Below are 12,802 nucleotides of genomic sequence, written 5' to 3' on the forward strand. Positions count from 1 at the left end.
ACCCCGACCCGGGTCCGCATCCCGTCGATCAACGTCAACGCGCCGCTGACCCCCCTCTCCCTCAGCTCCTCAGGCCAACTCACCGCCCCGCCAGAACAGAACCGCAACCTCGCGGGCTGGTACGGCAACGGCGCGACCCCCGGCGAGATCGGCACCGCCGTCATCGCCGGCCACGTCGACAACAACCAGGGCCCCGCGGTCTTCTACAGCCTCGGCGCCCTGAAGCCCGGCGCGGAGGTGGACGTCGACCGCACGGACGGCGCGACAGCCGTGTTCACGGTGGACGCGGTCGAGGCATATGACGCCCGCGCCTTTCCGAGCGACAAGGTCTACGACGACTCGGCGCGCGCCGAGCTGCGGGTCATCACCTGCGGGGCGGGCTTCGACAAGCGGGACTATCAGTACATGGGGAACGTGGTCGTGTTCGCGCACCTGACGGCGGCGCGGGGGCAGGCGACCGGGCAGTAGACGGCAGCGGCCGGCCTTGCTAATCGCTCAGGCTCGGCTGCAAAGGACGTGCGGCGTCAAGCAGCCCGGTCTCGGCAAGGATGCGCTCGACGGTGTCCCGCTCCGTGCTCTCCGGCCCGATGACGCGATCGGTCCCGCCAGCCAGCACATCATCCGCGGCATACCACCCGCGCATGTCCTCGACGCTCCAGTCGCCGTGGTTCGGCTTGGTGAAGTGGCGCTCGACGGTCACGTCGAAGGGGATGTCGAAGTAGTACGAATACGCGGCGCCGGCATGGTCGGCGAGTAGCGCGTCGAGCATGGCGCCGTACCGCTCGGTGTGCATGATGCCCTCCACGACGCATGGCACGCCCTGCGCCAGGATGTGCCGCGCCATGGAGTCGACGAGCTCGATGTTCACCGCGCCGGCCAGGTCGCGCTCGCGGAGGATTTCGCGACGCACGACATCCTGCCGGACGATTGCCAGTCCTCGTCCGTAGCGCTCGCGCAGTGCGGTGGCGGTGCGGCTCTTGCCGGATCCGGAGGGACCGCGCAGGACGATCAGGGGACTGGGCATGGTCGACAAGGGTAGCGGGTGGCTAGGTTCGCAGCCGGGCCGCACTCTGAGCACGGTCAGCGGTCAATCCCAAGCAACGTGCTCTCACCGCAGCGGCCGGTTCCTAGGCGCGCGAGGAGCCCGGCGCGGTGCCACGCCAGGTGTGAGTTCCAGCAGCCTGATCACGCGGTAGCGATGCGGGCGCCACTGCTCGTAGAAGGCTTCGACCTCGTCATCGGCGAGCGGGCGGCCGAGCAGCGCGATGCCGGTGGTGCGGCCGAGGTGGTAGTCGCCGAGCGGGAGGGCGTCGGCGTCGCCGAGGGCGCGGTGGCCGACTTGGGCGGCGGTCCAGGTGCCGATGCCGGGCAGGGTCGCCATGAGGCGGTAGGCGGCTTGCGGGTCGGCGGCGGTCTGGTCCAGGCGGTCGGCGTGGCGCGCGGTCTGCACGATGGTGCGTGAGCGCTGCGAGTCGATGCCGGCTTGGCGCCAGTCCCAGCTCGGAAGCGTTGCCCACGCTTGCGGCGACGGGGGCACGCGCATTCCGGCCGGGGTCGGCCCCGGTGCCCGCTCGCCGATCGCCTTGACCAGGCGGGTCCAGCCCGCGAAGGCGTCCACGCCCACCACGCGCTGCTCGATGATCGCCGGGACGATCGCCTCGAACAGCCGCCCGGTGCCCGGGACACGCAGGCCGACCAGGCGGCGTTGGGCCCGGCGCAGCAGCGGCTGCTCGGGGTGGAACTGCTCGGGATGGTCGCGGGCGCCGAGTTCGTCGCGGATGCCGTCGGCCAGTTCGGCGGCGCCGGGTCCCCAGGCGTCGATGAGCAGATCGTCCAGGCGCTGCTGACGGATGCGGTAGGTGACCAGGCCGGTGGCGGTGCGCGCGGTGCGCCAGATGGTCCCGTCCGGCTCGACCCGGTGCGTGGGGTCGCGCTGTCCGTGGCGCAGGCCGCCCAGGGTCAGCCGGGCGTCCACGGGGAAGGCCGGCTGCCAGTGCACGGAGTGGTCCGGGGGCTGTTCCATGACCTCGTGGGTCCCTCGGCTGGGCGATGGCTCGGGACGTGTTCTCGGACGTGTTCTTTCCTACCGCTTTTGGCGCAAGAACACCGCTGTTCGGCACCACGAGAGTGACCGTCGTCGCGAGACCTCGTCACGATCGAACATTCGTTCTATAGTGATCGCCATGAGATGGTCCGGCCAGCTGATCAGCGGAAACACCGACGCGGCGAACGCGAACGCCTCGAACCCCACCCAACCAGGGCTGTTCGCGGCGTCCGAGACCGTCGTCCGGACCTTCGACACGCCGGGCTTCCGGGGCGCCACGTTCTACGAGGTCCGCGCGAAGTCGGTACTGAACAAGGTCCCTGGCTCCTCGCCGATGTTCGGCTGGACCATCAACCCCTATCGCGGGTGCGGACACCGGTGCGTCTACTGCTTCGCCCGGCAGACGCACACGTACCTGGACTTCGACGCCGGGCTCGACTTCGACACGCGCATCGTCGTCAAAGTGAACGCCCCCGAGGTGCTGCGACGGGAGTTGGCGCGGCCGTCGTGGCGGCGGGAGTCGGTGGCGATGGGGACGAACGTCGACTGCTATCAGCGGGCCGAAGGCCGCTATCGGCTGATGCCGGGGATCATCGAGGCGCTGGCCGGGTCGGGGACGCCGTTCTCCATCCTGACCAAGGGGACGCTGATGTTGCGTGACCTCCCCTTGCTGGAGGCGGCCGCGCGGGACGTGCCGGTGCAGTTGGCGATGTCCATCGGGTCGCTGGATGAGAGCGTGTGGCGGACCGTGGAGCCCGGGACGCCCAGCCCCGCGCGCCGTCTCGACGCGGTCCGCACGCTCGCCGACTCCGGCCTGGGCTGCTCGGTGCTGATGGCGCCGGTCCTGCCGTTCCTCACCGACTCCCCCGAGCAACTGCGGGCGACGGTCGCGGCGATCGCCGATGCCGGGGCACGGTCTGTCACACCGATCGTGTTGCACCTACGGACCGGCGCACGGGAGTGGTACTACGAGTGGCTCCAGGCGACCTATCCGCGCCTAGTCCCCCGCTACCGCGCGCTCTACCGGGACGGTGCCTACGCACCGTCTTGGTATCAGGACCGGATCACGTCCGCAGTGCGCGAATACGCGAAGGCGTATGGGCTGGTGCGGCCCAAGGCACCGGCCGGAACCGGAGCGGAAGCGGAAGCCAACGAGGAACCCAACTTCCGCAAGGTCGGAACCCCCACAGCGCGGGCCGCAGAAACCCAACCCGCGCTGTGGGAAGACGATGAGAACGAGTCCTAGGGGAATAAAGGGAACGGTTCACGGACCAAACAGGCAAAACAAAAAGAACTCAATCCGAGCTGATCACCGGCTACACCCCTCCGCCGTCAGCCCCCCGACCGTTGTGCGAAGCAGCGCGCCTACGCGAACTCGTCCGCGACGATCCCACCGACCGTCGCGCACCACGTGTCGGTGTCGACCTTGCCGGTCGGCTCCAGCCAGTGCAGACGCTGCATGTCCTGCACCGCCTTGTGCGTGTCGTGGTCGAAGTCGCCGCTCTGGGTGAGCGTGTAGCCCTTGTTCACCAGGATCGACTGCAACGCCTGGACCGCGTTCCCGCTGTCCCCCTGCCGCAGCGGCACGCCCAGCGCCTCCCAGGTGGGGTCGGTGACCGTGCCGTCGGAGGCCACGATGACGCCGAGCTTGCCCTGCAGGTCCTGGATCGCCGCGACGGTGGCCGCGTCGAAGCCGTTCGTGGTGGTCACGGCGTAGCCCTGGTTCATCAGCAGCCACTGCACGACGCGCACCACCGGGCCCGCGTTGCCGTCATAGACGTCGGGCCAGGTGCGGTCCGGGAAGTCGGTCTGGTCCAGGCACTGCGCGACGCTGCGGCGCAGGGTCGGGAACTCGCGGTAGAAGGCGCGGCCGGGGCAGTCGGTGTCGTTGTAGTCCCAGTGCCCGAAGATGTGGTTCGCGGTGAGGCCGTACTGCCGGCAGATGGCGATGCACAGGTGGGTCAGCGACTGGAACTGGACCTCGGGCGGGGTCTCGGTGAAGTAGGTGCCCTCGTTCTCGATGCCGATGCCCTGCGAGTTCTCGCCGATGCAGTGCGCGCCCTGGACCTGCTCCGTGCCGGCGGTAAGGGCCTCCAGGCTGCGGTGCCGGCCTTCCAGGACGTAGCCGCCGCGGCTGACTGTGAAGTGCTGACCGGTGTCGATCCAGCCGTTTTTGTCCATATGCAGGTTCTGGCACTGCTGGGCCAGCCGGATAGCCTGGGCCCGGGAGTAGTCCGTGACGTTCGGGAACTCCATGTGGTGCACGATGATCTTGCGCGTGGTCCCGACCTGCATCAGCACCGGCGACGACGGCGGACGGGCGCCCCAGTCGGCGCAGTCGATGACGAACGACAGGTCGGCGCCGGGGGCGGCGGCGGGCGGGGCAGCGGAAGCGGAGGCGGGCGCGGCGAGCTGGGGCAGAAGCCCTAGCCCGGCGGCGGCGGTGGCGCCGACGCCGGCGCGCAGGGCGGTGCGGCGGCTGACGGAGCGGTCGGGACGCGGCATGGAAGTCCTCTCGGGCGTGTGGGGTGCACGGGAGTAACGGCGATCGGGTGGCACTGAAACCACATGATCCCTAGCTTTGATTCGCGGAGAGATGTGGATTGTTTTCTACTCTCGGCAGTTCCTGTTGTCTAGGGGGAGTCCGGCGATCGGCGCGACAGTTCACGGATAAAGCACGGGCTGGGCATGGGCTGAGCACGCGCTGAGCATGCGAAAGCCGCACGCGCTCCATCGGGAGCGCGTGCGGCTTGGTGGGTGAATCAGGGTGCTGGGGACAAACTGAAGGTGAAAGTGAAGGCGGAGGTGAAGAAGCTCTCAGCGCCCCCGCCGCGTCCCGCCGGTCCGGCCATTCGCACGCTTAGGCGCCGCCGCTGCCGCCACGGCCTTCGCCACTGCCGCCCTCTCGTCCTTGGCCTGCTTGTCCTTCACCCGAACCGCTTCGCGCCGTACTTCGGCCTGGATGGCCCGCTCGGTCCGCAGCCATTCCGGCTGGTCGGCCTTCAGCTCCTCGATCTGCGCCGTGGTCAGCGCCTCGTCAACGCCGCCGCGCGCCAGTCCGGAGATGGAGACGCCGAGCTTCGTGGCCACCACGGGACGCGGGTGCGGTCCGTCCCGCCGCAGGTCACGCAGCCACTGCGGCGGGTCGGCCTGGAGCGCGTCGAGCTCGTCCCGGGAGACGACCCCCTCCTGGAACTCGGCGGGGGTGGCCTGGAGGTATACACCCAGCTTCTTCGCCGCGGTCGCGGGCTTCATCGTCTGGGGGGACTTCTGCGACGTCATGGGCCCAACCCTACCGAGCCGCGCGGGTACGGCCGGCCGCCGAAGCCCGTGGGCACCTGTTCCAGCCGGATACCCTGACCAGGTGACAGGCACGCAATCGCTCCCATCCCCGACCTTCCGCCTCGCCTACGTCCCCGGCGTGACCCCCGCCAAGTGGGTGCGCACCTGGGCCGAGCGGCTGCCCGAGGTCCCGCTGGAGCTGGTGGCGGTGCCAGTGGCGGCCGCGCACGAGACGCTGACCGGCGGGGAGGCGGACGCCGGGCTGGTCCGGCTGCCGGTGGATCGAGATGTGCTCAACGCCATCCCGCTCTACGCCGAGACCACGGTGGTCGTGGTGCCGAAGGACCACGAGGTGACGGCCGCCGAGGAGGTCTCGGTCGGGGAGCTCGGCGAGTACATCGTGCTACACCCGCTGGACGACTGCCTGGAGTGGGACAGCCTGCCCGGCCACTCGGCCGTCTCCCGCCCGGAGACCACGGCCGACGCGATCGAGCTGGTCGCCGCCGGGATCGGGGTGTTGTTGGTGCCGCAGTCGCTGGCGCGGCTGCACCATCGCAAGGATCTGACGTACCGGACGGTGACGGACGCGCCGCAGTCGCAGATCGCGCTGTCGTGGGCGGGTGAGACCAGTGACCTGGTGGAGGAGTTCATCGGGATCGTGCGGGGGCGGACGGTGAACAGCTCGCGGGGGCGTGCGGCGCAGGCCGCGCAGGCGGCCGCAAAGCCGAAGCGCGCCGCTGAGGCGAGCAAAGGCGGGGGTGGGGGCGGGAGCAGCAAGAGCGGCGGCGGCAACAGCGGCAGCGGCAATAGTGGCGCCAAGTCGCGGTCTGGCGGCAGCGGCAAGGCAGCCTCCGGCCGCCGCCAAACCGCTAAGCCTCGGCGCCGCAAGTAGCAAAGGCTCCGTTCCAGCGGCTCACCTCAGTTCCACATCTGGAACCCGTCGCTCCCGCTGCACGTCCACTGCCGAATCGGCGCACCGTTGGCGTGATCCGTCCCGTCGGCGTCCACGCACGTCCCCGCGTGGTTGCTCCGCACCAGCGCCTGGGCCTGGCCGTCGGTGTTCATCCGGCCGCTGCCGAGGAACCGGAACTGCTGGCTGCCGTCGGAGGCCTCGCAGGTCCACTGGACGATCGGCTGCGCGTTGCCGGCTTTCGTCCCGCCCCAGTACAGGCACGTGCCCGCGCCGACATTGCGCAGGATCGGCAGCGCGCCGACGTTGGAGACGACCGTCCACTGCTGGTAACGGTCGCCGCTGTCGCACGCCCACTGCCAGACCGGCGCGCCGTTCGCGTGGTCACCGCGGTCGGCGGCCAGGCAGGTGCCGCCCGCGGCGCTGGCCAACTGGAAGCTGAACCCGCCGGAGATCGCGGCCTGGGCATCCCCGAGGTACTTCTTCCAGGCACCGTTGGTGAAGGTGCTCCAGGGCGTCCAATCGGTGCCGTGGTCGGAGACGTTCCACGCGGCGTCGGCGTTGCACTGGATCTGGAAGGCGCAGGAGTTGGAGACCTCCGAGTGGTAGAGGCTGTTCATCTGCCACAGTCCGCGATCCTGCGAGCCGCCCGAGTTGTGGTTCGTCGCGCCCGGGTCGCAGCTGGACTCCGCCATGGCGACCGAGATCGCGACGATGATCTGCGGCTCCTGGCCCAGCGAGGTGCTGACCGTCTGGTTGAAGGAGTAGCCGGCCTTGGCCGCGACCTTGGCGCACAGGATCGTCGAGGCCGGCGCCGTGGCGTAGGACAGGCCGAGGGTGTGCGGCGACCGGTGCGCGCCGCCGTCGGCGGGGCGCGCGACGGCCTGGGCCGGGCCGCCGGAGATCAGGACCAGGCCGAGGCTGAGGCTGAGACTGAGACCCAGACCGATCAGGCCACCGCACATTCGGGAAACGCGCAAGTTCCACCTGTTTCTCTCCGGCCACGGGCCCGACCGGTATGACGAACCACTGAATGAGAGTTCTGATATCAAGTCTATGGTTCGGACCCCGGGAAACCGGGTGAGGCCGCGGTGGTGGCGCGGCCGTGGCTCGACAGCGGCTCGACTATGGCTCGGCCGTCAGCCGGCGGAGGCGGACCGCCAGATGGCCGCTCGGGGAACAGCGCGCGGACCGGGGTGCACAGTGCGGCCGGGCGTGGTCTGCTGGAGGCGAGGCGGTGATCGCGATGGTGTACGTCGTCTACTTGCAGGGCGGCCCCGAGCCACGCGGGGTGCGCACGGACAACCGCGTCGTGACCACGACCGACGCGGTGCCGGAGATGAGGGTGCCGTGCGAGGGCGGGGTGGGGCTGTGGCGCTACGCCGATGAGCACATGACGATCGGCACCGGGCAGGCCGCGGTCTTCGAGTTCGTGCGGATGGAGGAAGAGGACCCGCAGCCGGAGTAGCGAGGCCCAAGACCGAGACCCAAGACCGAGGCCCAAGACCAAGACCCAAGACCAAGGCCCAAGACCGAGACGCAAGACCGAGACGCACGGAAATGGCCCGGGTCCGGGCGGGAAATCCCGCTCGGACCCGGGCCGTCAGCCGACCGAAAGGCTCAGCCAGGCTCGGCGGGCCCGGCTCAAGATCGAGCCGGATCAGCCGAGAACCAGCTCAGGGCACCAGCCCCGAACCAGCTCAGCCCATGTGCACCGCGCCGCCGGCCGGCAGGTCGTCCTTGCGCGCCTTGACCAGCACCGCGACCACCAGCGTGGCCGCCCCGAGGATGACCGCGCTCCAGATGAACGCCGTCACGTAGCCGTGCACCGCGGCGTGCGCCGTGAGCGCCGCCTGGTTCGTGGCGTGCGCGGCGTGCGAGGTGAAGTAGTTGGTCGTCGCGGTGGTCGCGAACGTCACCAGCATCGCCGTGCCCAGCGCGCCGCCGATCTGCTGCGTGGTGTTCACCAGCGCCGAGGCCACGCCCGCGTCGTGGTCGGCGACGCCGATCAGCGAGGTGGAGGACAGCGGCACGAAGAACAGTCCGATGCCGAAGGCCATCACCAGTTCCGGCGGCACCACGTGGGTGGTGTAGGAGGTGCCGACGCCGATCTGGGTGAACAGGATCATGCCGACGGTGGCCAGCCCGAACCCGACGACCATCAGCATCCGCGGGCCGATGCGGGGCAGGAACCGGGTCGCGACGCCCGCGCCGGCGATCACGCCGAAGGTGAAGGGCAGGAACGCGAAGCCGGACTTCAGCGCCGAGTACCCCATGATCTGCTGCATGTAGTAGGTCAGGAAGATGAAGACGCCGAACATGCCCACGCCCATCAGCAGGGAGCTGAGGAACGAGCCGCCGCGGTTGCGGTCCAGGATGACGCGCATCGGCAGGAGCGGGTGCGTGGTGCGCACCTCGATGACCAGGAACGCGATCAGCAGCAGCACGCCGACGCCGAGCAGCCCCAGGGTGGTGGAGGAGCTCCAGCCGTCGGTGTTGGCCTTGTTGAAGCCGTAGACCAGCGCGGCCAGGCCGGCCATGGAGGTCAGCGCGCCGGGGATGTCGTACTTGGTGTTGCCCTCGGCCTTGCTCTCGGTCAGCTCCCGGGTGGCGAAGAACGCGGCGATCGCCGCGATCGGCACGTTCACCAGCAGCGTCCAGCGCCACGAGGCGTACTCGGTGAGCACCCCGCCCATGATCAGGCCGATCGCGGTGCCACCGCCGGCGATGGCGCCGTAGACGCCGAACGCCCGGGCGCGTTCCTTCTCCTCGGTGAAGGTGACGGTCAGCAGCGACAGGGCGGCCGGGGCCATCAGCGCGCCGAACGCGCCTTGCAGGGCGCGGGCGCCGTAGAGCATGGCCTGGGTGGTCGCGGCGCCACCGAGCGCGGAGGCCCCGGCGAAGCCGATCAGACCGATGATGAAGGCCCGCTTGCGGCCGGTGTAGTCGGCGACCCGGCCGCCGAGCAGCAGCATGGAGCCGAAGGCCAGGGCGTAGGCGGTGATCACCCACTGCTTGTTCACGTCGGAGATGTGCAGGGCGCGCTGCATGGTCGGCAGCGCGATGTTCACGATGGTGCCGTCCAGCACGATCATCAGCTGGGCCACGGCGATCACTACCAGGGCCCACCAGCGGCGCGGATTGAGCGCCGAGCCTTCTACGTCGGCGCCCGCACCGGCACCGGCCGGCGACAAGCTTTCTGTGGTGGTTGACATGCGCTTCTTCTCGCTTTCGACGGGCGGCCGTTTCCGGCAGCACTCGATCGACGCGCGGCCCCCTCGAGTCGCGCGAGCCTGTGTTGCTATGGGTTGTTACTGGTTGCTATGGGTTGCTATGGCGTTTCTTTGAGGACGGTCCGGACTTCGTCGGTGAAGTCCGGAGTCCGCCCGCGGCTGGTCCGGCGTGCCTAGTGGCTAGTACCTGGTCGGCTAGTCGGCTAGTGGCTGCGGACCATCAGAGGAATGAGGATGTCGTCGGTGAGATGCGCCAGGAAGTCGTCGTCGACGGACTCGCCGTTGACGAAGATCCGCATGAACAGGACCGCCGGGGCGACCTCGGGGACGACGTTCGGGTCGGTGTCGGCCGGCAGCTCGCCCCGGGCGATCGCCCGGTCCAGCATCTGCCGGTTGATCTGCTGCTTGTCCTCGACCATCGAGGACCGCACGGCGGCGGCCAGGTCCGCGTCCTTCTGCAGCGCGGCCAACAGCCCGGCCATGAGCTGGCCGAGATCCCCGGTCAGCAGGTCGCGGATCCCGGTCAGCGTGGCGAGCAGGTCGCCGCGCAGGGATCCGGTGTCGGTGTTCTTGGCCAGATCGGCCTGCTCGTAGCACTGGATGGCGTCCACCACCAGCTCGGCCTTGCCGGGCCAGTGCCGGTAGAGGGTCGCCTTGCTGGCCTTGGCCCGGGACGCGACGGCGTCCAGCCGCAGCGCCTCGTAGCCGGTCTCGGCCAGCAAGTCCAACGTCGCGCTGAGGATGGCCTGCTCCCGCTCTGGATCGAGCTTGGGCCCGGCTTCCATGGCCGCTCCTTTCCGCGAAGTGCACGAACTGCGAGGTGTACGAAACTGTTTCGTACAGTAGCACGGTGCGGCGGCGAAACGAAACTGTTTCGTACAGCGGGCGGGCGGGAGCTGGGTGAGCTTCGCCACAGTCGCCGCGCAGGCTCAGATGCGCTCAGTAGCGCTCAGTTGCGCTCAGATGCTTGGTGAAGAAGAGCACTGCGTCGTCCGTCTCGAACTGCGGCAAGTCCCCATGTCCGCCGGAGTGGGCGTGCAGGGTCTTCTCCGCCGAGCCGAGGGCGTCGAACAACGCCAGGCTCTGATCGCGCGGCACGCGCTCGTCGTCCCACTGCACCAGGAACTGCACCGGCACGTCGATCCGCGCGGCCTCGTCCGCGTTGGCGTGCGCCCCGCCCAAGCCGAGCACGGCCGCGCGTACCCGGGGCTCGGCGGCGACGAACGGCACGCCGAGACCGCAGCCCAGCGACACGCCCCAGTAGCCGACCGGGGCCGGGCCGAGATGGCGCTGGACCGCGTCCAGCACGGCGCGCCACTCCGGCACGGTCTGCTGCGCGACGAGCACATGGAACTCGGCCATCAGCGCGGCCGGGCGCTCCCCCGCCGCGATGCGTGCCTGGTTCTCGGTGGCGAGCCGGTTGTAGCGCTCGTGGACGGGCCGGTCGCCGTGGCCGGGCGCGTCGGCCACGACGACCGCGAAGCCGCCTTCGGTCACGAAGCGCCGGGCCCGGGCGACGATCTCAGGGGCCTGCTTGTGCCGGCCGCCACCGTGCCCGAGCAGGATCAGCGGGCGCGGGCCGGTGGCGCCTTCCGGCGTCCACAGAACGCCGGGGACGTCGTCGAGGCCGGGAACCTCGTCAAGGATGAAGGGTTGTTCGGTGACGCCGTCGGACGACGTCTGAGAGGTGAAGCGCATAGCGTTTCCCACCTGTTGGGAGCCTTGTGCGGGCGCTCCCTAGGCCATGCGCGGGAGGGAGCTCCGACCTGTCATAGCGTTGATCGGACTCACCTCCTCAGGTCGGCACGGTGCACGGCGTCGCCGAAGCTATCACGGCGCCCGGCACCGGATCACATCAGTTCGGCCGCCGCCCACTCCAGCACGTCCGGCAACGCGGCCGCATCCACCGGCGCCCACATCGAGCAGGCGCTGACCCCGGCCTGCGCCAGGCGCCCGAGCTCGTCGGCGATGCTCTCCTTGCTCGGCCGGTCGCCGCCGAGCAGCGGGCCCGGGGACTTGCCGGACAGCTCGAAGCCGGGCGGGAGCAGCATGCTGACGATGGTCACGTCCAGGGTGTCCGGGTCGCGGTCGGTGCCCTCGGCGAGTCGGGCCAGACGGGCGCGGGTGGCGGTGACGGCCTCGGGGTCGCCGGAGCCGTGCCAGGCCGCGCCGAATCGCAGTGCCCTACGAAGCGCGGCATCGCTGCCGCCGCCGACCCAGATCGGCGGGCCGTCCGGGGTGCGGGGCGGCATGCCGAGCAAGACGTCTGATTCGCCGCGCCACAGCGCGCGCAGGGTGGCCAGGCCCGCGTCGGTGCGCTTGCCGCGCTCGTTGAAGGGGACGCCGACCGCGTCGAACTCGGCCTGGTCCCAACCGGTGCCGATGCCCAGGACGAAGCGGCCGCCGCTGAGCGCGTCCAGGGTCGCGGCCTGGTGGGCGACGACGATCGGCTGGTAGAGCGGGGCGATCAGGATGCTGGTGGCCAGCCGGATGCGGGAGGTGGCGCCCGCGATCGCGGACAGCAGGACCAGGGGATCCGGGGACAGGCCGAGGTCGCCGGCCAGCAGATGGTCGCCGACGATGACGTGGTCGAAGCCCAGGCGTTCGACGCGGCGGGCGGTGTCCAGCACGCCGGTGAGGTCGGCGGGGTCGGTGGGCCAGAGGCGGTGCGGTGCGAATCCGATGCGCATGGCGGTAAGCGTAGGAAGGTGCGGGGGTCTGTGCGCAGGCGGCGGCGAGCAGTTCTTCATGCCTGAGCCGGCCGCCGCGCGCCCGACATCCCGTCCGCCACGTCCCGCGCGCTACTTCCCGCGCAGCCCGATCGCGTTCCCGTCCTTGTCGAGCAGCACACACACCCGCGCCCCCGGCGCCACCTGCTGCGGCGCGGTCCGCTCGGTGGCGCCGGCCGCGAGCAGCGTCTCGCGCGTCCCGTCCAGGTCGTCCACATCGACGTAGGCCACCGGCCCGCCCTGCACATCCCCCGGCGCCAGCGCCACCTCGAACCCGCCGACGTTGTAGCCGACGTAGTACGGCTGGTCGGTGTGCGGGGCGCCGAGCAGCGCGGTGTAGACGGCCTTCGCGGCTTCCAGGTCGGAGACCGGGATCACTTGGCTGCGGATCGCTGTGGTCATGGCGGGGTCCTTCCGGCAAGGGCGGCGGGCGGCGTGATTTGGTCCGTTATCGGAAGCTACCCGGGTGCGCGGCGGGGCCGAACAGCAGCCCGCCCAACGGTCGGCCGCCCAGCGTGGTCCCGTACGACCTGGCCTCGTTGCGGGCGACGGCGGAGACGATCTGGTCTGGGCGCACCAGACTGCGGACCGCGGCGAATTCCGC

The 12,802-nt window shown here is 70.3% G+C and carries 14 protein-coding genes; 4 read left to right on the plus strand and 10 right to left on the minus strand.

Annotated elements, in window-relative coordinates:
• Positions 1-468, plus strand: a 468-nt coding sequence (locus tag IZR01_RS42415; RefSeq protein ID WP_194927130.1) for a class F sortase, incomplete at its 5' end; no start/stop codon positions are given.
• Between the two features lie 19 nt (positions 469-487).
• On the opposite strand, the gene IZR01_RS42420 is transcribed toward IZR01_RS42415, so the two are convergent.
• On the minus strand, positions 488-1,024 hold the full coding sequence (locus tag IZR01_RS42420; protein WP_194927131.1) for an AAA family ATPase: 537 nt from the start codon (positions 1,022-1,024) through the stop codon (positions 488-490).
• A gap of 84 nt (positions 1,025-1,108) precedes the next feature.
• On the minus strand, positions 1,109-2,023 hold the full coding sequence (locus IZR01_RS42425) for a DNA-3-methyladenine glycosylase family protein (RefSeq protein WP_194927132.1): 915 nt from the start codon (positions 2,021-2,023) through the stop codon (positions 1,109-1,111).
• Between the two features lie 160 nt (positions 2,024-2,183).
• On the opposite strand from IZR01_RS42425, the gene IZR01_RS42430 reads away from it, so the two are divergent.
• Positions 2,184-3,290, plus strand: a complete 1,107-nt coding sequence (locus IZR01_RS42430) for an Rv2578c family radical SAM protein (protein ID WP_194899821.1) — start codon at positions 2,184-2,186, stop codon at positions 3,288-3,290.
• Positions 3,291-3,409: 119 nt separating this feature from the next.
• On the opposite strand, the gene IZR01_RS42435 is transcribed toward IZR01_RS42430, so the two are convergent.
• Positions 3,410-4,549 (minus strand): peptidoglycan recognition protein family protein, encoded by a 1,140-nt coding sequence (locus IZR01_RS42435; RefSeq protein ID WP_194927133.1) that lies wholly within the window; start codon positions 4,547-4,549, stop codon positions 3,410-3,412.
• A 312-nt stretch (positions 4,550-4,861) separates the two neighbouring features.
• Positions 4,862-5,326: a DUF5997 family protein gene (locus IZR01_RS42440; protein ID WP_228556283.1), complete on the minus strand. Its 465-nt coding sequence runs from the start codon at positions 5,324-5,326 to the stop codon at positions 4,862-4,864.
• 82 nt (positions 5,327-5,408) lie between these two features.
• On the opposite strand from IZR01_RS42440, the gene IZR01_RS42445 reads away from it, so the two are divergent.
• The gene (locus IZR01_RS42445) at positions 5,409-6,218 is read left to right on the plus strand and encodes a LysR family substrate-binding domain-containing protein (RefSeq protein WP_194927134.1); all 810 of its coding nucleotides are present in this window, start codon (positions 5,409-5,411) and stop codon (positions 6,216-6,218) included.
• A 26-nt stretch (positions 6,219-6,244) separates the two neighbouring features.
• Here the strand turns inward: IZR01_RS42445 and IZR01_RS42450 are convergent, their stop codons facing one another.
• Entirely contained in the window at positions 6,245-7,216 is a 972-nt protein-coding gene (locus tag IZR01_RS42450; protein ID WP_194927135.1) for an RICIN domain-containing protein, read from the minus strand.
• 257 nt (positions 7,217-7,473) lie between these two features.
• On the opposite strand from IZR01_RS42450, the gene IZR01_RS42455 reads away from it, so the two are divergent.
• Positions 7,474-7,704 (plus strand): hypothetical protein, encoded by a 231-nt coding sequence (locus tag IZR01_RS42455; protein ID WP_194927136.1) that lies wholly within the window; start codon positions 7,474-7,476, stop codon positions 7,702-7,704.
• Positions 7,705-7,936: 232 nt separating this feature from the next.
• On the opposite strand, the gene IZR01_RS42460 is transcribed toward IZR01_RS42455, so the two are convergent.
• From IZR01_RS42460 to IZR01_RS42480, 5 genes are all read right to left on the minus strand, one after another.
• On the minus strand, positions 7,937-9,451 hold the full coding sequence (locus IZR01_RS42460) for an MFS transporter (RefSeq protein WP_194899365.1): 1,515 nt from the start codon (positions 9,449-9,451) through the stop codon (positions 7,937-7,939).
• 221 nt (positions 9,452-9,672) lie between these two features.
• Complete coding sequence (locus tag IZR01_RS42465; RefSeq protein WP_194899364.1) at positions 9,673-10,254, minus strand: TetR/AcrR family transcriptional regulator; 582 nt, start codon at positions 10,252-10,254, stop codon at positions 9,673-9,675.
• 154 nt (positions 10,255-10,408) lie between these two features.
• The gene (locus IZR01_RS42470; protein WP_194927137.1) at positions 10,409-11,167 is read right to left on the minus strand and encodes an alpha/beta fold hydrolase; all 759 of its coding nucleotides are present in this window, start codon (positions 11,165-11,167) and stop codon (positions 10,409-10,411) included.
• 152 nt (positions 11,168-11,319) lie between these two features.
• Positions 11,320-12,159 (minus strand): TIGR03619 family F420-dependent LLM class oxidoreductase, encoded by an 840-nt coding sequence (locus IZR01_RS42475; RefSeq protein ID WP_194927138.1) that lies wholly within the window; start codon positions 12,157-12,159, stop codon positions 11,320-11,322.
• A 111-nt stretch (positions 12,160-12,270) separates the two neighbouring features.
• Entirely contained in the window at positions 12,271-12,600 is a 330-nt protein-coding gene (locus tag IZR01_RS42480) for a VOC family protein (RefSeq protein ID WP_194927139.1), read from the minus strand.
• Positions 12,601-12,802: the final 202 nt, after the last annotated feature.

The organism is Catenulispora pinisilvae (genome assembly GCF_015356865.1).
Classification (GTDB): domain Bacteria; phylum Actinomycetota; class Actinomycetes; order Streptomycetales; family Catenulisporaceae; genus Catenulispora; species Catenulispora pinisilvae.